Genomic DNA, 18,549 nt, shown 5'->3' on the forward strand with positions numbered 1-18,549 from the left:
AACCACTGTTGCACCCATTTTTACGCCTCGCGTTCTCGCTCCGCTTGCAGCAACAGGTCATGCAGCAAGGTGCCCACAGCCGCGGGGGACTCTTCCTTGCGGATGCGTTCGAACAGCAAGCCCGCTTCCGGGTAAGTGCGCTTGAGTTGCCCTAGCCACTGCTTCAGGCGCGAGGTGGGGTAGCGTGAAGCATCGGATCGTTCACAACATTGCAGGAAGAAATCGCTGACCCACGGCAGCAACGCTTGCCACGGCATCAGCGGCTGCCCTTGCCCTGCCTGAACACGCAAGGCCAAATCCGGTGCAGCAATCAGCCCCCGCCCGATCATCACTGACTGGCAACCGCTTTCCGCCACCATGCGTTGGCAGTCCTGCTCGGTCCAGACTTCGCCATTGGCGATCACCGGAATCGCAACATGACGGCGGATGCGATCAATCCAGTCCCAATGGGCGGGCGGCTTGTACCCCTCCACCTTGGTGCGGCCGTGCACAACCAGTTCGCTGGCACCAGCTTTGGCGATGGCATCGGCACACTCCAGCGCGCGGCTTTTGTCCTCGTACCCCAGCCGCATCTTGGCAGTTACCGGGATGGCAGTCGGCACACTGGCGCGGACCGATGACACGATGGCATGCAGCAGTTCCGGTTCGTTCAACAGGATGGCGCCGCCGCGATGGCGGTTGACAGTTGGTGCCGGGCAGCCAAAATTCAAATCGATGCCGGGCGCCCCTAATGCGGCGGCGCGGGCAGCGTTGTCGGCCGGGCAAAGCGGATCGGCTCCCAGCAATTGCACGCGTACCGGCACGCCCGCGCGGGTTTTGCCAGCGTTGCGCAATTCTGGCGCCAGTCGGTAAAACGTACGCGACGGCAGCAGCGCGCTGGTGACACGGACAAATTCCGTTACGCACAGGTCAATGCCGCCGATGCGCGTGAGTACGTCACGCATGATATCGTCGACCAGGCCCTCCATCGGGGCAAGCATCAGCGCCATAACTTAACCTGCGAAAAAAGGGCGTTATTGTAACGTATCTTTGCGCGTTGCAGATTGCCATCCACGCGGCCATGCACATAACCAGAGAAAGATTCATCATGCCGATTCAAGCGGGCATTTATCGCCATTACAAAGGCAATTTTTATGAAGTGATCGGAATGGCTCAGCACTCCGAGACTGAGGAAGGCGTGGTCGTCTACCGGGCGCTGTACGGGGAGTATGGTTTATGGGTAAGGCTTACCGCCATGTTTACTGAAAACGTCATGCATGATGGCGTATCGATGCCGCGCTTCGCGCTGGTCAAGGCCTTCTGACGTCATGCACATCTACCGGTCCGACCAATTTGCCCTGCCCTTGCCGCCGGGCCACCGTTTTCCGGCGCAAAAATACCCGCTATTGGCACAAGCCGTGCATGAATTTGCCGCAGATTGCATGAGCACCGCACCGGCGGCCAGTGAATATGAGCTGGCGCTGGCACATGACCCTCACTATGTCGAGGCGGTGCTGGATGGCACGCTGGATACACGTGCCCAACGTGAAATCGGCTTCCCTGGTCCGAGGCGATGGTAGAACGCTCACGCCGGTCAGTCGGCGCCACTATCGCCGCCGCACGTTCGGCATTGTTGGAAGGTTGCGGGGTGAATCTGGCTTAGCGGCACGCATCATGCTTCAGCAACCAAAGGCAGTGGGTTTTGCGTATTCAACGATGTCGCCATCGCCATCCGTGTGCTACTGCGTGAAGGGCAAATCCGCCGGGCACTGGTGGTGGACCTCGATGTGCATTAAGGCAATGGCACCGCGGCGATATTTCGCAACGACAACCGGGTTTTTACCTTTTCCATGCATGGCGCAGGCAATTTCCCGTTTCGGCGCGAACCCGGTTCACTCGACATCGACCTGCCGGACAATACTGGCGACGCAGATTATCTGGCCACACTTTCGGCCAACCTTGATCCGCTCTTGCGCACACAGCGGCCGGATATTGTCTTCTATCTGGCTGGGGCCGATCCTTATATTGGTGACAGACTGGGAAAACTGGCGCTTAGCCAAGAGGGGTTGCTGGCGCGCGACCGGCTGGTCATGCAAACCTGTCAGCAGTTTCAAGTAGCACTGGTGGTAACCATGGCGGGCGGCTATGCCGTACCGATCAGTGACACGGTAGCCATTCAAACCAATACTGTACGGTTAGCCCGGGAATTGTTTGCCTCGCCATCCGTGGCCGTCCGGCACAACCTAACTGAAGGAGCGCAATGATGGATAAAGCAACATTAGCCGGTGGCTGTTTCTGGTGCCTGGATGGGGTGTACCAGCAGGTTAGCGGCGTGCAGTCGGTGGTTTCCGGCTACATAGGCGGCCACGTCCCTCAGCCAAACTACCGCGCCGTGTGCAATGGCATCACGGGGCATGCCGAAGCAGTGGAAATCCTCTTCGATCCGCAGCAGATTGGCTACGGCGATCTGTTGGACATTTTTTTTGCCATACATGACCCCACCACGCCCAATCGTCAGGGCTACGACGTTGGCACCCAGTACCGTTCGGCGATTTTTTATCACGATGACAACCAGCAACAGCAAGCCACCACATTGATCGACACGCTCAACGCCAGTGGCCTGTTCCCCTCGCCCATTGTCACGGAAGTGACGCTTAGCCGGAATCTTTTACCCGGCGGAGAACTATCACCAGTCTTATTACCTGCAACACCCGCAGGAACCCTATTGCCAAGCAGTGATAGCGCCCAAGCTGCATAAATTTCAACAACTATTTAACCATCTTCGTCGTGCAGGATAGTTATCTGTCCTGCGCAGAGCCGGATTGCAACGGTATAATGCCTGCTCTTTCGTTGCAGCCGCTCACTACACATGCGCCATAGTTTTCCACGCAAACTACTGTTTCTGTCCAGCTTGGTGGCAGTGGCGCTGTGCTCAGGCACAATGGGATACATGCTGATTGAAGGCTGGTCGTTTTCCGACAGCCTGTTCATGACGGTGATCACACTCGCCACTATCGGCTATGGCGAAACCCACCCGCTGTCAGAGTTGGGGCGTTACTTCACCATTGCATTGATCGTGTTTGGCACCGGCGTGGTCGGTTACGGCATTTCGTCGCTAACGCTGATGTTGCTACAGGGCGATTTGCCACTTTATCTTAGACGCAGAAAAATGGAAAAAGTCATTGTCCGGATCAACAACCACATCATTATTTGTGGTTTGAGCCGCACTGGCCAATATGCACTGGACGAGCTGATCAGTGCTTAAGCCATGAGGTGGTGGTGATCGAAAAGAACGAGGTCAATGCAGCCCGGCTGGAGGAGCGTGACATCCCCTTCATCGTGGGCGATGCCACGGAAGACGCCAACCTGATGGAAGCTGGCATCAACAAGGCGCGCGCTTTGATCACCTGCCTGAACTCCGATGCCGACAATGCCTTTGTCGTGGTCACGGCCAAGAACCTCAACCAGAATGTTACGGTTGTTTCCAAAGCCGAAACCGAAAGCTCACGCAAGAAACTGCTGGCCGTCGGCGCCGACCGGGTGGTAATCCCATCCCACTTGGGCGGCATGAACATGGCAAACATCGTCGCCCATCCGGAAACGCTGCACTTCTTCGAACACCTGCACCACCGCTATCCCAACGCCTTCCGCGCCGAGGTGCATACCTTGAACGAAGAGTGGGACGATTTGCCGCTGGGTGACTTTATCCGGGCGCGTTTTCACGGCAAAGCAATGGTCATCGCGCTGGAACGCCCCGGCGGCAGCGTGGAATTCAACCCACCGCCAGAAACGCTGCTGCAGTCCGGCGCTTCGCTGATGGTGATCAGCAATCAGGCTGGCTAACCTCAGAGAAAAGGGGTAAAGGTTGGCCGAACTCTCCGCGCAACATTCAGGCAACACCGCTGTCAGAAAGGCATGAGTGAGATGAAATCCATGACACCTACGGTTTTCATCGTGGACGATGATCCGGCCGTGCGCGACTCGCTGGCTCTGCTGATCATGTCGCAGGGGCTGCGCACCGTTACGTTTCCCAATGCCATTGAGTTCTTGGCGAGCTACCGCGACGGTGAAATCGGCTGCCTGGTATTGGATATCCGCCTACCGCAGATTTCCGGTTTGGCACTGCAAGAACGTCTGCAAGAACGCCGCCTTAACATCCCCATTGTGTTCATTACCGGCCATGGCGATGTGGAGCAATGCCGCCGTGCCTTCCACTCTGGCGCCATCGACTTCCTGACCAAACCCATCGACCAGGCCCGGTTGATCTCCAGCCTGCGCCAAGGCATCCGGCTGAGTATTCAACAGCAGACACAGGAAGCGGAAACGCAGGAAGTCATGGCCAAACTGGCACGCATCAGCGGCCGCGAACGTGAAGTGCTGGAACGCGTAGCCGATGGCCTATCCAGCAAGGAAATTGCCAGAGAGTTGGATTTGTCGCCGCGCACCATTGAAGTCCATCGTGCCAACCTGTTCAGCAAACTGGATGTCGACTCGCTCGCCGACCTGATCCGTTTCTATCTGCGCGCACTGGAGGCGACGGGCAAGCAACGCCCGGACGAAGCCATTTTGAATGAAACCTTGCCTCGTTGTAACTGATCCATGGAACGACTGTTCAAACATGTCTGCCTAGTCGCGAGACACAGTAAACCCGCCATTCTCACCTCGCTGCGTGAGCTGGCCGATCATTTGGCCGCCAATGGCGTGACCGTGCTGATCGACAAGGAAAGCGCCACGCCAGAAGAAGCAGGCCCCTACCCGCTGATCGACCGCAACGACATGGGCAAGATGGCAGACCTTGCCATCGTATTGGGTGGCGATGGCACCATGTTGTCCATCGCCCGCGTACTGGCCCCCTACCGGGTACCGCTGGTTGGTATCAACCAGGGGCGGCTGGGCTTCATGACGGACATCCCGCTACATGAAATGCTTACTGCCGTCGATGCCATCCTCAGTGGCGATTTTCTGCCGGAAGACCGCATCCTGCTGCAAGCCTCGGTAATTCGCGAAGAAGCCGAAGTCGCCAATGCACTGGCTTTTAACGACGTGGTTTTCAGCCGTGGCGCCATGGGCTCGATGATCGAGTTTGAGGTATTTGTGGACCGCCAGTTCCTCTACAGTCAACGCTCGGACGGCCTGATCGTCGCCACGCCCACCGGCTCCACTGCTTATTCGCTCGCTTCTGGCGGCCCGATTTTGCACCCTACATTGCAAGCGATTGCACTGGTCCCCATTTGCCCGCAATCCTTAAGCAACCGTCCAATTGCTCTCAACGACCAGTGCGAAGTGGAATTCATGCTGACGCGCGGGCTGGATGCCCGCGTGCATTTCGATGGGCAATCACACTGCGACCTGATGGAAATGGACCGGGTCATGATTCGCCGTTATCGCAATCCGCTGCGCATCCTGCACCCGGTTGGCTACAACTATTACGACATGTTGCGCCACAAGCTGCACTGGGGCGAACGTTTACTCTGACCAATCGACCTACCCATGCTGCTATCCCTCACCGTAAAAGACTTTGTCATTGTTGACAGTATCTCCCCGGACTTTGCCCCGGGCTTTACCGTTCTGACCGGAGAAACCGGGGGCAAATCCATCGTGCTGGACGCACTCGGCCTCCTCCGGGCGACCGGGCCGATGGCTCGCTGGTGCGTGACGGAGCCGAACGCGCCGAAATCGCCGCCCAATTTGATCTCACCGGTCGACCAGAAATCAGCTTATGGCTACAAGACAATGAACTGGAGGGAGACGATTCCACCCTACTGCTGCGGCGCCTGCTGGACAAGTCAGGCCGCAGCAAGAGCTTCGTCAACGGCCGGGCGGCGACCCCGGGCCAGCTACGGCAACTGGGTGAATTTCTGGTCGACATCCACGGCCAGCACGCACACCAATCACTGATGAAGGCGGATGCCCAGCGTGACCTGCTGGACGCCTACGCTTACTCCACCTCGCTGGCACGAGATACGCAAAAGGCTTGGCAGGATTGGCAAACGGCACGTAAGGCCAAGCTGGAGGCGGAACGCTCCTCGCGCGAATCCGAGGTGGAACGCGAACGGCTGACATGGCAAATCAACGAGTTGGCCGAACTCGCCTTGCAGCCAGACGAATGGAACCAGCTAAACCAACGTCACTCACGCTTGGCCAACGCGGCAGAGCTGGTGCAAAGCGCCCAATTGGCCGTCGATACGCTATCCGACATGGAAGGCAACTGCCTGTCGCTCCTCAGTCACGTACAAAGCCGCCTGAGCAAGTTAGCCAATCTCGATCCACGGCTGGCCGACACTCTGTCCCTACTGGACTCTGTCGACGCAGAACTACGCGAAGTGGTCTATAGCTTACGTGATTACGCTGGCGACATTGATGAAGACCCTAGTCAGTTGGCCGAAGTGGAAAAGCGCATCGACCAGTTGATGACGATCGCACGCAAATACCGGCTGCAGCCACCGGATCTGGCGGAAAAGCTGCAAGACTGGCAGCAGCAACTATCTTCACTAGAAGCCGCCACCGATCTGGAAGCGCTGACCGTGGCCGAAAGCGCCAGCTTGTCACGCTATCGCACGTTGGCCGAAGCCCTCTCCGGCAAACGCCGCCAGGCCGCGACTGAACTCTCGGCCCGTATCACACAGGAAATGCAAAAGCTAGCCATGGGAGGCGCCCGTTTCGCCATTGAACTCGCCGCACTGGCCGAGCCTGCGGCCCACGGACTGGAATCCATTGAATATCTGGTCGCCGCCAATGCCAGGCACCAGCCTGCGCCCATTGGCCAAAGTCGCCTCCGGTGGTGAGCTTTCGCGCATCAGCCTCGCCATGCAGGTGGTGATCAGCCGGTGGCCAGCGTGCCAACACTGATTTTTGACGAAGTCGACGTCGGCATCGGTGGGCGAGTGGCAGAAATCATTGGCCACATGCTCAAAGAATTGGGGCAACGTTATCAGGTACTGTGCATTACCCACCTACCCCAAGTGGCTTCCTGCGGCAGTCAGCACTGGCAAGTCAGCAAGCAAGAAGAGCAAGGGCATGTCGTCAGCCATATCCAGCCGCTAAGCCGGGAAGAACGCATTCTCGAAATTGCCCGTATGCTGGGCGGCACTGAATTGACACAAACCACGCGTGAACATGCCGCAGAAATGCTGGCAATGAATGGCCAACAGGTCTAGTCAAAAGGTAAAAGTCACGCTATCATGCGCAACTCTTACAGGAAGCGTGGCAGAGTGGTTGAATGCACCGGTCTTGAAAACCGGCGTGGGTGCGAGCCCATCGTGAGTTCGAATCTCACCGCTTCCGCCAGTAAGCCCTTATAGATCAAGGCTCTGTTCACAGCAGAGCCTTTTTCTTTTTCCGGTTTTCTTCGTCAATCCGGTGTGGGTGTGACGAAATTGTGCCGTTAAGGTTTTGCGCATCAATCGCCTCGATATGCCGCCGCAAATGTTCTGGCGCTAAGTGGGCGTATCGTTTCACCATCTCGAACGAGTGCCAACCGCCTAGCTCTTGGATAACATGCAGCGGAACACCAGACTGCACCAACCAGCTTGCCCATGTATGGCGCAGGTCGTGGAATCGGAAGTTCGTGATCCCAGCCCTACGCAATGCATTGGCGAACCCTTCGCGCGCTCGCTGTCTGAGCCTGTCACCTCGGTAGGTAAAAACCCACTTAGGATGTTTGCCCAGTTGACTGATTAGTACCTGCATGGCGGTTTGATTCAGCGGCATACCAATGGCTTCGCCAGCTTTGGCCTGATCGCCATAGATCCAGCACATTTTCTGTACCAAGTCGACCTGAGACCATTCCAGTCCGGTGATGTTGGCATGACGGAACCCAGTGGCCAGCGCAAACTGAACAATGGCCTTCATGTGCGGAGCCAGCTCAGCCAACAGCCGGTCCGCCTCTGGTTTGGTTAGCCATCGAACACGGCGAGAAGGCTCCTTTTTCTTCCGGAACGAGAGCGGCTTGTCAATCCACTCCCATTCATTCGCGGCCAGTCTGAACAGCGTTGACGCCAGAGTCAGATAGCGGTTCTTGGTTGCATCGGTGCGCCCTTCCAGCTTCGCCACCGCATCTTGCACTTCATCGCGTTTAATGCTACCTAGAACACGTCCACGGAAAAACTTCGTGAAGTAACGGATCTTCGCCTTGTCATCCTCAAGGCTTTTCTTGCTGGACTTCTCTTGGATAAAGCGCACACAGGCTTCATCCCAGCTATATGATGGGCGCTCGCCTAGCCTATCGACCCGCCAGCGTTCTGCTTTCAGCTTGTCGTAGAGTTCCCGTGCCTGCGTTTCGTCACGCGTTCCAAGAGACTGTCTAATTCGCTTTCCGCTTGGCGTTGCGAAATCACACCACCATGTCTTTCCTCTAAGTGAGATCGGCATGGAATCACTCCTTTCTGTTTACCGACCTGCGCCTTTTGCCTAATTTCATTCTGTTTCGATCGCAGGTATTGCACAAGGTCAGATTCAAGAAACACCCATGCCCGACCAATCTTCGCAGCCGGAACTGTGGCGGTTCTTGCCAGTTGGTAAACTGTGTCGGGGCTGACTTTCAGATAGCCAGCCGCCTCGCAAACATCGTAGGTTCTGTCCATTTTTTCCCCAACAAAAAAGCCGCTCAGTGGCGGCTTGGTGAATGGTTGCGGTGGCGTGTTAGTCCACGCGACCTTTGATCTTGTAGCGGCTGCCAACAACGTATCGCTTGTAGGCGGCAATCCAGTCGGTTGCCATGGCCGTTTGCGCTTCGGCCAAGGTGACATTCCCGTCGCAGACTGACCGGTACAGCACAACCTCAAGCTGGTCTTTCTTGGCGGCGCTCCATTCCGAGTTTCGCGGCTGTGGCCACAAGTTGCGTTCATCACGCGGATCACCGCCGATCGACAAGGCGATCAGGTGATCTTCCTCGTAATGCTTGGGGTCCGTGTCGGCATAGCCGTATTCGACGATCTGCACCTTCTTCAGTTTGTTGGTGTAGTACGCCGGAGGCCGGATAGTCTTGGTGAAGCCTTTGACGCAGACAGTTTGCTGGATGTTTGACTGAGTAATTTCCGGGTTGATGGCGCCCGGGGTCAACTTCGGATTAGGCAGGTCACCGGCCGCGGCGAATCCGGCAACCAGCAGTAGAGCAAGGGCAATTTTTTTCATGTTTTCTCGGTGCGATGTTACTGAGCGCAGTATTTTACTGCGGGGCGGAGGAATAGGCGCCTGACTGGATGTGTTCGTTTTCACGCCCTCGGGTGTTGCCTGCTCACTCACTGGTAAGTATTCCGACTTTAGGCAGTCATGACTGGCGTTAGATAGCGAGTAGTCGCAGCGGACCTCTGTCACTATTCTTGAGGGCACTTCCTTCAAAGTGCATCGGATGGCCGGATGTCATGAATAGTATCGGGACGTTGAATGGGTCATACCCGGCTGTATCTATTTCCCAGTACAGGTCCTCTAGCGTAAAAGATGTGGACTGCTGCCATTTCATGTTCCCAGTTTTGAAAAGGAATTGGATGGAGGTCTCTTTTGCTGATTCTGTTTCCATCCACAGCTCGATTTCTGTCGATAGCCATCCTATCGCTCGGGGGCCTAACTTTCGGCTAGAGGGGAACGCCCCTGTTCGCATTTGTGTATAGATATTAGACTTCGATAGACCTGTTATGCCCATCAATTCTTTCAGGCGGATAAAACGTGGAGTGCTCATTAGTTGCTCCTGAATGTTTAAATTATTGTGATGCCTATTCGCTAGCTGACGATGAGGCCACTGCCTATGCTGCGGTCTTCCTCCTATTTGCCAGACGTGTTCCTATCCGAAAAATTCGGCATGCCAACAGGTTTGCAGCCAATAAAAATGCCCACTTTCGTGGGCTTAATCTGGGTTGTCTCTGGATACTGACTCTAGGTTGTCATCCTCGCCAATGGGATCGGTTCCGGGGATAACATGATGGTCTTCCCCATAGTCCTGATAAGTCATCAAATCTCCTCGACATATAGCTCAATAGCGCTTGTGTTGATTTCGCGAAGATCAGCGGCCACCAATACGTAACGAGCATTTCGCTCATTCACCAGCGTTCTTCCATACTCTGCAGCAAGCTTATGCAGGGTATTAATGGAATCGCCAATCACCTCGATTGGCATGGTGGCTTTCAGGCTAAGGCCATGAGGGAAGCTGTAGCAGGCAGTGGTTGCAACGCCGCCTGCGCTGAATGCGACCGCCAGCTTTTCCGCTTCCATGATCCGCACAAGGTCTCGGTTCAGCTTATCCATGTCGCGCTGGAATGCCTCGGTCAGCTGCAATGCCGTTTTTGTGTAGAGGTTCATCGTGATGCCCTATTCTCAGATTCGGCCATATACCCGTCAGAAAATGCAGACAGCTCTTCTATCGTTCGCGGATCGCCAGCTGGTCGTCCCGCAATCATGTCTCGCATGCGCCTGGATAAGAATGGGCTGCAAATCCGTCTAGCCCGCCATGCTTGCCGACCGTACTCATGGGCAAGCTCCTTGTTTGACTTATACATAGCCCTACTCAGGTATCTTTTCTTCATCGATATCCGTAATGATCAGGTCGTCACGGTCATCGCACGTGATGGAGCTTCCGTCTCCGAATGTGACTACAGCTGATCCAAAGCATGAGAAGTCAGATTCCATGACAAACCCACACATGAAGTGCGGTAGCCGATATTTCCGCCAGTTCTTTATGATTGCCACTTTAAGCATGCTGCCCCCTTATAGCGGGAAATGCCCAGTGGCACCTTCACGCTCAATCCTCCGGTTTTCAATCTCCCGACGGGCTGCCGCTTGGCGTAACTCTTGAGGGGAGTAAATCGGCTTGTGCTTTCCAGAAAGCTCTTTCGCGCGAATATCGGCACGAATCGTCACGTAATCGCGTTGCGGATAGAAGCGTTTCATACACTCTTCCCTTGGATATCAATCAGGTTGATGGACGCCAGCTTCATCGAGTAATACGCCCACACGCGCTTCAAACGGTGTCGGGCGACGGCGGTATAGCCGTCATGCTGGATGGCCTGCAGGTAGGTCAGCCCGTCGCGGCGCATTTCGCTGATGTCCTGCCCGAAAGTATTCGGATCAGTCCGCATCATGTCGACGATGCTTAAGCGAAGCGATGGCTGTTGTCGCGGTAGAGTGCACTATCTTCAATCCCTCGCCCTTGATACTCGACAGGGCCAAAGAATGGGTTGCACCAGACGACCACATCAGCGTCGGGAAGATCATCAAGGATGGCGGATAAACCATTCGCCGTTTCCACAAAATCCAGCCCACCAATCAACGGAACATGGATAACCGGCCGGATGCCTTCATCAACGAGCAGGCCGAGCGCATCGCTCTCTACCGGGTAGGCTTTGAGCGGCACGAACACGGCGGCGCCGGTGTCGATGATGGTGTCCCCATCATGGTCGAGGATGTTGCCGATCATGGTGTCGAACTGGCGGCTGTCGATCTGCTGGTGGTCGTTGAGGAGTTCCAGCCCTTTCACGCCAAGCGCGGTGATGCGCGAGAAAGTTCGGTTGACCGGATCGGTGTCGATACACTGCGGAACGCGCGGGGAATTGGCTGCAAGGTACTGCGCCACCAGAGTGGTGATGCCCGATTTGAAGCAGCCGCCTTTACCCTGCAGGGTGATGTGAGCGGTTCGTTGCATAGTGTTCTCCTGATTACCAATTGAGGGGTTTGTCGCGCTGCTGGCGGAAATCACCTGGCGCAGACTTGTGTTTGATGGTTGCTTGCTTGGCCGTCTCCGGTGCGGTGGCTTTGATCGCTTCAATCTTCTGACCTTTCTTCTGTCGTTTGCGCGCCCGGTAAATCGCATTCCTGAGTTCGTCTAGCGTCATGACCAAGCCGGTGTCGACCAATGTGGCAACAATGTCGGACTGGCTGACGCCGCGGCGCATGGCCTCTTCGATTTCAGGGAGTAATGCGCGAATGCGAGCTGCTTTGCTGATCTCTGGACTGGCAGGCTGGATGGCGTTGACCTGCTGCGCTGCCTGCCGCTTCCATGCGTCAATGTCGCTCATTTGTTGCTCATTTCAAGCCAATAAGATGCTCATGCAATACTCATGAGCATCAAGGGCGGTTTTTAACGCTTCTTTTTGAATACCGGGAAAACCACCTGACCATTGCGGAAGATGGGGGACTTGATCACCCACCCTGCACTGCGCAACTCAAAAACGGCTTCATCGGTTACCTCGATAAGTTCCATTGCCATGTTCTTCTCCTGATAGATAAAAAAAATGGACAGCCAATGGCGTGTCCAATGTCCGGCCTTGCCGGTGCGTTTCCGCACGGATAGAGGCTTTGAAAACCCCCATCCGTGCGCTGCCTCGTGGGAGGCAGCTGACTCACTTTCGAGCCGGTCAAATCCATTGCGGCGGCCATTTAGTTGAGGCTGGCCCTTTTGTTTCTCCTCTGGATTCGGTTCCGTTTCATCCGTTTCCGGCCACACGGTTTCCTTGTGGAGCAGATACTACCAACACGGATGGCGGCTGCCGGATTCCTACCGGGTATGCTCTACTAAAGACCGCTATCGCCTTTCGGGGAAGGTCTGGCTTTCAGCATCAACCGCCATACGTGTTGGTCATCCGATATTTCCGCAAGCGGATCGCGTCGGATGAAGCGCGATTGTTGGTGGCAAGGAATCGAACCTTGCATCCTGCACCCTGCCGAGGCCATGTTTGGTTTCACTCCAACTCATGTGAGGAACACCCGCGCCAGACTACCTCTGTCTACACCAACACAGCCGCACACTTCGGTTAAAGCCCACCTGACCTTGATAGAAACACTGCATAAAAATTGAAGTGTGCGGCTGTGTTGACCCTGTTTCCAAGGACAACTCCACTGGTTCGCGTCCTTCATTGGTCGCCCGGCCGTGGTCGCCAGTAGTGCTACGGTTTGCGCCCCGTGTCTGGCTGAACCCCTTGCACTCGTCCGGTTTGCGGGTCTCGCCGGAGTCTTAGCGGTACGCGGTGCTTTGCGTGACTAGATTAGTGATTTGCTAAAAAATCTAGCTGGCTTGAATTTAGCGTAACGCGAATTATTTTGCAATAGCGAAACGCTAATTTTTATCGAAGTGATTGTGACTTACGCTTGAGCTATGCGCTGGGCGAAAAAAAGCGGCTGAGCCGCTTTTGTTCAAAGGAGTGACGCTATCTATCAGTCTTGCTGGGAAGACTCTTCTATGGGTGTTGTTTACTGACCCATGGCAAGGAAGTTGGTGAAGTGAGACTCGCTGACGATGAGGATGTTGATACCCTTTTGTTGGTAAGAAATCGCCTTTTCTATCTTGGTACCAAACGTGCTTTGCTTCCAATCGCGACTGCCTATCGCCCCGATAACAAGAACGTTGGTATCTCGTTTCACAGACGGGCTGATAATCCCACCTCGCTGGATGATAGCCTCTGATACCTTGCTTCGGCTTCCAAACTCAAAGGTTCCTGTCACACAAAATGTCGTCCCATTGAAGGAAATATCTGGTGCCGGATGAGTGAGAGGTAAGTCCGTTGATAATGACTGTACATTTCCGACTGGATTGCCACCGGTAATGCTTCCAATTAATTTAAGTAGATCTAATTCTTCATCCTGATCAACCACCCCATCGGCAAGAATTTCACCAAGCCGGTCAATCAATACGCTCATTGGCCATGTATCGAGTAGGTGTGGATGTGCTCGCATCCAGTTGCAAATGAACTCAACCTCATCTTGCACAATGACGCCGTCTGCAATCAATCCTTTGCAGATGCCTACGAATTCTGCCGTATCACGCTTGATGCGATCTTTAAGAGTGATGGCGTTAGCTACTTGACCATTACTATCTTTGTACATCTTGCCTCCCGTTTGGAATAAGTTAGCAAGATGTTAATACCGTTTAACTGTTCAATAACAGTACTTTTATACAAAACAGATAAAGGTACCAACTATCGTTGTCGGCCTGAAAAAATCACTTTTCCGCATATTTGCGACTCTTCTGGGATTCGAATGATCCTATCGGGCCATGACGGATTTAGAGCGAGAAGATAGGTTCCTTCATTAGTCTTTTGCAGCCGTTTGAACGTAGCTTTCCCATCTGGTGAGCGAACGATAATGTCGTCACCATGATCATAGGCGCCGCGTTGATCGACAAATATCAGATCTCCATCATGATACTCGGGCATCATGCTCTCCCCTTCCACGCGCAAGATGTATGCGTTTGGACCATGTGTTAGTGGGCATGGGAGCCATGCCTCTGCATCACCAGTGGTGAAAATAGTCGATTACTTCACAAAATGCACCTGCTTGCACCCATGAAATAAGCGGGAGCATTCCTTTTGATGACGGACCATCTGATACGTTCTCATCGTTCTTGCTAGAGGAGTGGTCCTTATCCATCCAGCCGTTCTCTAGCCCAAGCTTAACTTCGATTCTTCGGGCTAGAGCATTCCCAATTCCCTTTGGCTTCCCGCTCTTTGAGTCTCTAGAGCGGTTCTTCACCGGCTCAGCGTTGAGGTTGAGCTATGCCCAATCTTTTCAGCAAGCTCCTGCAGGCTTCCGTATTGCTCGAGCAGCTTCAGGAGATTGGAGTGTCGTGTGTCGTCAATTGTCATTTTTCGATTAGATAGCAAAATGCTAAATATTTCTATTCGCGCAGCACTTGCGATTAGATTAGCTTGACGCTAATATCGCCGCATGACGATCGATCAATACTTGGCGAAGCACAAGATCACAAAAACATCCTTTGCAAAAAAACTAGGGGTGCCAATTGCCTTGGTTAGCCAGTGGTCAACAGGGGTAAGAAAAATACCGCCTCGCAAGTGTGTAGCTATCCACGAAATGACGCATGGAGAGCTTCGGTGTGACCAACTTCTCCCAGAGTTTCCTTGGGAAAAGATTGCTCGTTTGATGATTAATTCTGAAAAAAATCTCTAGTTCCCCCTCTCCGCGTGCCGTCCAGGGCGTGCGGTTTAGCCGGTTATCCGGCGTTTTTTTACATCGATCAGATGCCGTGCATCTGTTGTCACTATAGCGAGGCGTGCCATGAATGGATTGTGGAATCGTCCACGAAAAACGGTGGTTGGTGTGTTGCGCGATGCGTTGCAGACGTGGCGCCAGCGCGAGCACTGGACCATGGATACGGCATCTGACGAAATCGTCAAGAGCTACTACAACACCGGGTTCGATGGCGTTTGGCTGGTTGAATTTCAGCAGCACGTTCCGGGCAAAGATGCGGTGCGAGTCATGCGCACGAACAACGAGCGCTTTGCCCGCTGGATGGATGATCAGACCAAGGATTCCACCCTGCTTCCGATCAATCTGCTTCCTGCTGTCTTGCAGGCACTGCCGATGGATCTGCGCCTGCAAGCGGCCTCTGAGATTCTTCGGCCAATTGGCCTTGATGTTTCCATCCTGCATACGGTGCCGGTGGACGCCGCCGTTTCTTCGCTGATGGTGGCCTTGGCCAAAGAAACGGGTGAAGGGGTGACGGCTTTTGCGCGGGTGGCAGACCGGATGACGGCAGACACATTGCAGAGCGCAAAGATCGAGCTTGAGGAGTCGATCGCCGCCCAGCGTGATGCGCTGGATCACGTCAATGCCATGTTGGCCGGGAGTGACCAGCGGTGCAAAGAGAATTCCAGAAGCGGCGGCTGATGATGCTGAGGTGTCGGTTTCGACACGCGCCAAGCCGATCAAAAGAGGATGAGCGCCGGGCAATGGTTGAAGCAGCGAAGAGCCTGCTTGCCGGGATTATCCGTGATCGTGAGGAGGAGGCTCGCCGACGTGTCGGATGAGCTTTGGGTACTTGAGAGTGGCGACATAGCGCGGGATGCCGCGTATGTGGTGTCGCTTCGCGGCATTACTGGCGGCGTCGATCTACGGCGTCGTGAACTCAAGCGACTAGAGCTTTTGTATGGCGCCGGTTACCGGATGAACGTGGAACGGGCCGTGAAGGAAGGGTTTGATGCCGTCGCAAGCCGGGCGGGAAGCCGTGAGCGTGCGCTGGCCGCAATAGGAAAAGGTTGATATGGGTATCCGTTTATCAGATGAAGAGCTTGAGGCGTTGGAGCTGTGTAGCCTTGGGGCGTATCGGCTATATGTCCAATGCCTTCGGCCAACGATGGATTTTCAGACGGGCATTGTCGGGCGTGGGTATGCCATCAGCCGGGGGATGCTTGCCATTAATGTTCAGTACGTTCCGCCAAGAGGGAGTAAGCGCCGGGCGTGGAAACCTACTCTGCTGCAGATTGACGCCATGATAGAGGAGCTGATTCGGGTCGGACTGGTTAAGCGGGCATCGGCTCCGCAAGAGACCATGAAGCTGGTGCTTCGCTTGCCTATGGCTGTGTTGTCTTGCCCTGTAGATGAACACGACTTGAACACGAAGGATGAACACGACACAGATGCAGCGCCAGAACGCCAACAAACAAAGGGGTTTGATGCGCATTGCAGTGGTGATGAACACGACTTGAACCGACACCATGAACACGACATATCTGATGTTAGTTGTGTTGTGTTTAATACGCGTGCGCGAGGCAACGAGCCTTCTGCTGAGGTGATGCCCTCTCGAAATTCCGGGCCAGTCGAGTCTGCAACGTACCAAACTGCGCTGGCGGCATTCCGTGGTGCTTTGGGGCGGGATTACCGGGACGACGTCCAGACGCTCAAGGCAGTGGCGCAGCTCAAGCGACTGTGCTCGGTGACCGACGTTGACCCCGACGAGGTAAGGCTGGCGGTAGCGATGGCACGAGAAAAATCGCCTGTGTATCTGTCCAGCTACGCCATTCGGATCATTGAGGCCGGAGTGGCGGCTTAGCGCCGGTGAAACAGCCGGTGGATCGCCAATCCTCCAAACTGCCCACGAGAAAATCAGGCTCCGATAGCGGTAGTGCGGTGCTTCGATATCTCAAGGGTAAAGCGCAATGAGCCATGACCTGATGGAGATTGACGGACTGGATGGCGAGGTATGTGGCAAGCAGACGTTGGCCGATTACGTTCTGCTGAGGATGTATGGCATTTATCCATCGATGGTCGAGCGTATCCTGAAGGATGACGGCGCGATCCGATTGTGGGTTCATGAAATGGATACGGCCCTGACGCACAGTGGTATTGATCAGGCCGGGGTGGATGTGGCGCTCGATTATGCCCGGGTCAATCTCGATTGGCCGCCGCTGTCAGTCCCGATGTTTATCCGGTTGTGCTTTCCTGTGCGTGATTATGAAGCGGCATTCAAAGAGGCGCAGTCGAATGCCTATCGGATTCAGATCGGTGAGGCCGTCACCTGGTCACATCCGGCAGTGTATTGGGCCGCCGATCGGTTTGGATGGTATGAGGTCAGAAACTGCTCATGGGAACAATGCAAGAACCGGTGGTCGGATGTGATGATTGAGGTGTTGCGCTGGCCGAATCATCCGGATCCGCGGCCATCGCCAAGACTTACCAGCCGTGGCGGGCTTCAGACTAAAGAAGTCCAACAGGCAGCAATAGAAGAAATCAGAAAACGCCTCGGCATGTAGGCGATAAAAATGACCGGCTTGATCCGGCAATGGGGTTCTCCGGGCATTTGGAGATAGCTGTGAATGATCGTGATGTGATTGCTGTAGTGGCTAAAGCGCTTGAGGTTTTGTCTGCCAGTGGGAGTAAGGCGATTGATTATTCCTCCGTGGGTGGCGATTCAGCAAATAGAGGGGTTCTATCTGTTTGTGATATTGAAGCCGCACGCGCGGTTCGTGAGGCGGTCATCAGCCTTCCGACCGAGCAGCATCTTGCTGTCATGTGGCGGGTGACAAAGGATAATCCAAGATTGGGTGAAGGCTATTTGCTTGATCTGACTTGCTTTGTTTCACACTACGTCAGCAAGAGTGAGCGGTTTGGCCGTGACGGTTTGGTGTATTGGGTGCGGCATTGGGCAAGGCATGATGGATCCTGCCGTGAGGCCGCTTCTTTGTTCGGTGGGTCATATGTTACTCACCACCGTTTTTATCAGGAGAAAGTGCAGATTTGTCTAGATGGATGGTTCATTGCGGCAAAAGGGGCGCTTGAGCCGGTCATCGAGAAACATTACGAGAGATATTGCGAAGCGGCTTGACACCGTGAAAATGTAACAATATAGTCCGAAATACAGCGCCACTGTTGCGCCTAGAGAAAGCCCAAGGTTAATCCCTTGGGCTTTTTTGTTGTGTTTCGAGCGTTAGCTATCTCCTCATTGTTGTCAGTTTGAAGCCCCGGCCAAGTGCTGGGGCTTTTCTTTTGTGAGTCTGAGCCATGCCATTTGCCCCACCTAGACCCTGCAAGTTCACCAGTCGCGGGTGCAGAAAAATGGCCGTGGCGGGAAGTAGCTGTTGCGCCGAGCATTTGGCGCAGGTGCGGCGCGAGGCTGACAAGAAGCGGATGAGTGATGAGGACGTGGCAAGAGTTCGTCGATGGTACAAGACGAAGATCTGGTATGCCCGTCGTTCTGCCTGCTTAAAGGCCGCCCTATTCCGATGCTCCACCCCAGGCTGCGTCAATCGGGCGACGGATTGTGACCACATCATCCCTCATCGTGGTGACTGGGCGTTGTTCATTGAGTCTAGTAACCACCGGGCAAAGTGCCATTCGTGCCACTCAATAAAA

26 protein-coding genes, 1 tRNA gene and 3 pseudogenes are annotated in these 18,549 nt (G+C 54.7%); 17 read left to right on the forward strand and 13 right to left on the reverse strand.

What is annotated here, in order from left to right; translation table 11 throughout:
• Positions 1-20 precede the first annotated feature (20 nt).
• Positions 21-989 (reverse strand): tRNA dihydrouridine synthase, encoded by a 969-nt coding sequence (locus tag GKE73_RS19785; RefSeq protein WP_230371250.1) that lies wholly within the window; start codon positions 987-989, stop codon positions 21-23.
• A gap of 98 nt (positions 990-1,087) precedes the next feature.
• On the opposite strand from GKE73_RS19785, the gene GKE73_RS19790 reads away from it, so the two are divergent.
• The 11 genes and pseudogenes from GKE73_RS19790 (at position 1,088) to GKE73_RS19835 (ending at position 7,266) form a co-directional block, all read left to right on the forward strand.
• Complete coding sequence (locus GKE73_RS19790; RefSeq protein WP_230371251.1) at positions 1,088-1,303, forward strand: DUF1653 domain-containing protein; 216 nt, start codon at positions 1,088-1,090, stop codon at positions 1,301-1,303.
• A gap of 4 nt (positions 1,304-1,307) precedes the next feature.
• Positions 1,308-1,559 carry an arginase family protein gene (locus GKE73_RS19795; protein ID WP_230371252.1) on the forward strand — a complete coding sequence of 84 codons (252 nt, stop codon included), beginning with the start codon at positions 1,308-1,310 and terminating at the stop codon, positions 1,557-1,559.
• Between the two features lie 72 nt (positions 1,560-1,631).
• Positions 1,632-2,243: pseudogene (locus tag GKE73_RS19800) on the forward strand (histone deacetylase family protein).
• Positions 2,243-2,581, forward strand: a pseudogene (gene msrA, locus GKE73_RS19805) (peptide-methionine (S)-S-oxide reductase MsrA); the annotation flags it as partial. The pseudogenes GKE73_RS19800 and msrA, both read left to right, overlap by 1 nt.
• Before the next feature lie 100 nt (positions 2,582-2,681).
• Complete coding sequence (locus GKE73_RS27070; RefSeq protein WP_512698930.1) at positions 2,682-2,777, forward strand: hypothetical protein; 96 nt, start codon at positions 2,682-2,684, stop codon at positions 2,775-2,777.
• 152 nt (positions 2,778-2,929) lie between these two features.
• Entirely contained in the window at positions 2,930-3,244 is a 315-nt protein-coding gene (locus tag GKE73_RS19810) for an ion channel (protein ID WP_230371253.1), read from the forward strand.
• Between the two features lie 8 nt (positions 3,245-3,252).
• Positions 3,253-3,822 (forward strand): potassium channel family protein, encoded by a 570-nt coding sequence (locus GKE73_RS19815; RefSeq protein ID WP_230371254.1) that lies wholly within the window; start codon positions 3,253-3,255, stop codon positions 3,820-3,822.
• A gap of 72 nt (positions 3,823-3,894) precedes the next feature.
• Entirely contained in the window at positions 3,895-4,575 is a 681-nt protein-coding gene (locus GKE73_RS19820) for a response regulator transcription factor (RefSeq protein WP_230371255.1), read from the forward strand.
• 3 nt (positions 4,576-4,578) lie between these two features.
• Positions 4,579-5,454 (forward strand): NAD kinase, encoded by an 876-nt coding sequence (locus GKE73_RS19825; RefSeq protein WP_230371256.1) that lies wholly within the window; start codon positions 4,579-4,581, stop codon positions 5,452-5,454.
• Between the two features lie 15 nt (positions 5,455-5,469).
• Positions 5,470-7,136 (forward strand): annotated as a pseudogene (gene recN / locus GKE73_RS19830) (DNA repair protein RecN).
• A 40-nt stretch (positions 7,137-7,176) separates the two neighbouring features.
• Positions 7,177-7,266, forward strand: a tRNA-Ser gene (locus tag GKE73_RS19835).
• 27 nt (positions 7,267-7,293) lie between these two features.
• On the opposite strand, the gene GKE73_RS19840 is transcribed toward GKE73_RS19835, so the two are convergent.
• The 12 genes from GKE73_RS19840 to GKE73_RS26230 all read right to left on the reverse strand — a co-directional run bounded on the left by GKE73_RS19840 (position 7,294) and on the right by GKE73_RS26230 (position 14,210).
• The gene (locus GKE73_RS19840) at positions 7,294-8,343 is read right to left on the reverse strand and encodes a tyrosine-type recombinase/integrase (RefSeq protein ID WP_376767449.1); all 1,050 of its coding nucleotides are present in this window, start codon (positions 8,341-8,343) and stop codon (positions 7,294-7,296) included.
• The gene (locus tag GKE73_RS26220) at positions 8,226-8,726 is read right to left on the reverse strand and encodes a helix-turn-helix domain-containing protein (protein ID WP_376767395.1); all 501 of its coding nucleotides are present in this window, start codon (positions 8,724-8,726) and stop codon (positions 8,226-8,228) included. The genes GKE73_RS19840 and GKE73_RS26220 overlap by 118 nt, the downstream gene beginning before the upstream one ends.
• Positions 8,620-9,111, reverse strand: a complete 492-nt coding sequence (locus tag GKE73_RS19845; RefSeq protein WP_230371258.1) for a hypothetical protein — start codon at positions 9,109-9,111, stop codon at positions 8,620-8,622. Before GKE73_RS19845 ends, GKE73_RS26220 begins: the two co-directional genes overlap by 107 nt.
• Before the next feature lie 148 nt (positions 9,112-9,259).
• Positions 9,260-9,655 (reverse strand): helix-turn-helix transcriptional regulator, encoded by a 396-nt coding sequence (locus GKE73_RS26225; protein WP_376767397.1) that lies wholly within the window; start codon positions 9,653-9,655, stop codon positions 9,260-9,262.
• Between the two features lie 269 nt (positions 9,656-9,924).
• Positions 9,925-10,272, reverse strand: coding sequence for a hypothetical protein (locus tag GKE73_RS19850; RefSeq protein ID WP_230371259.1), 348 nt, complete (start codon positions 10,270-10,272; stop codon positions 9,925-9,927).
• 405 nt (positions 10,273-10,677) lie between these two features.
• On the reverse strand, positions 10,678-10,860 hold the full coding sequence (locus tag GKE73_RS19855; RefSeq protein WP_230371260.1) for a hypothetical protein: 183 nt from the start codon (positions 10,858-10,860) through the stop codon (positions 10,678-10,680).
• Entirely contained in the window at positions 10,857-11,051 is a 195-nt protein-coding gene (locus GKE73_RS19860; protein ID WP_230369089.1) for a hypothetical protein, read from the reverse strand. Before GKE73_RS19860 ends, GKE73_RS19855 begins: the two co-directional genes overlap by 4 nt.
• Positions 11,052-11,062: 11 nt before the next feature.
• On the reverse strand, positions 11,063-11,611 hold the full coding sequence (locus GKE73_RS19865) for a P-loop NTPase family protein (RefSeq protein ID WP_230371261.1): 549 nt from the start codon (positions 11,609-11,611) through the stop codon (positions 11,063-11,065).
• A 13-nt stretch (positions 11,612-11,624) separates the two neighbouring features.
• Positions 11,625-11,984, reverse strand: coding sequence for a hypothetical protein (locus GKE73_RS19870; protein ID WP_230371262.1), 360 nt, complete (start codon positions 11,982-11,984; stop codon positions 11,625-11,627).
• 62 nt (positions 11,985-12,046) lie between these two features.
• Entirely contained in the window at positions 12,047-12,412 is a 366-nt protein-coding gene (locus GKE73_RS19875) for a hypothetical protein (RefSeq protein ID WP_230371263.1), read from the reverse strand.
• A gap of 743 nt (positions 12,413-13,155) precedes the next feature.
• The gene (locus GKE73_RS19880) at positions 13,156-13,788 is read right to left on the reverse strand and encodes a BRCT domain-containing protein (RefSeq protein ID WP_230371264.1); all 633 of its coding nucleotides are present in this window, start codon (positions 13,786-13,788) and stop codon (positions 13,156-13,158) included.
• Between the two features lie 92 nt (positions 13,789-13,880).
• Complete coding sequence (locus tag GKE73_RS26230) at positions 13,881-14,210, reverse strand: S24 family peptidase (RefSeq protein ID WP_376767450.1); 330 nt, start codon at positions 14,208-14,210, stop codon at positions 13,881-13,883.
• Between the two features lie 418 nt (positions 14,211-14,628).
• On the opposite strand from GKE73_RS26230, the gene GKE73_RS26235 reads away from it, so the two are divergent.
• The 6 genes from GKE73_RS26235 to GKE73_RS19905 all read left to right on the forward strand — a co-directional run bounded on the left by GKE73_RS26235 (position 14,629) and on the right by GKE73_RS19905 (position 18,022).
• Positions 14,629-14,868, forward strand: a complete 240-nt coding sequence (locus GKE73_RS26235) for a transcriptional regulator (RefSeq protein ID WP_376767398.1) — start codon at positions 14,629-14,631, stop codon at positions 14,866-14,868.
• A 108-nt stretch (positions 14,869-14,976) separates the two neighbouring features.
• Positions 14,977-15,588, forward strand: coding sequence for a toxin YdaT family protein (locus GKE73_RS19885; protein WP_230371265.1), 612 nt, complete (start codon positions 14,977-14,979; stop codon positions 15,586-15,588).
• Positions 15,589-15,675: 87 nt separating this feature from the next.
• The gene (locus tag GKE73_RS19890) at positions 15,676-15,960 is read left to right on the forward strand and encodes a hypothetical protein (protein ID WP_230371266.1); all 285 of its coding nucleotides are present in this window, start codon (positions 15,676-15,678) and stop codon (positions 15,958-15,960) included.
• Between the two features lie 94 nt (positions 15,961-16,054).
• A complete protein-coding gene (locus tag GKE73_RS19895; protein ID WP_230371267.1) occupies positions 16,055-16,750 on the forward strand; it encodes a hypothetical protein in 696 nt (231 codons plus the stop codon).
• A 190-nt stretch (positions 16,751-16,940) separates the two neighbouring features.
• Complete coding sequence (locus GKE73_RS19900) at positions 16,941-17,450, forward strand: hypothetical protein (RefSeq protein ID WP_230371268.1); 510 nt, start codon at positions 16,941-16,943, stop codon at positions 17,448-17,450.
• A 59-nt stretch (positions 17,451-17,509) separates the two neighbouring features.
• On the forward strand, positions 17,510-18,022 hold the full coding sequence (locus tag GKE73_RS19905; protein ID WP_230371269.1) for a hypothetical protein: 513 nt from the start codon (positions 17,510-17,512) through the stop codon (positions 18,020-18,022).
• The last annotated feature ends 527 nt before the right edge of the window (positions 18,023-18,549 follow it).

The sequence above is a fragment of the Paludibacterium denitrificans genome, assembly GCF_009707705.1.
Lineage (GTDB): Bacteria > Pseudomonadota > Gammaproteobacteria > Burkholderiales > Chromobacteriaceae > Paludibacterium_A > Paludibacterium_A denitrificans.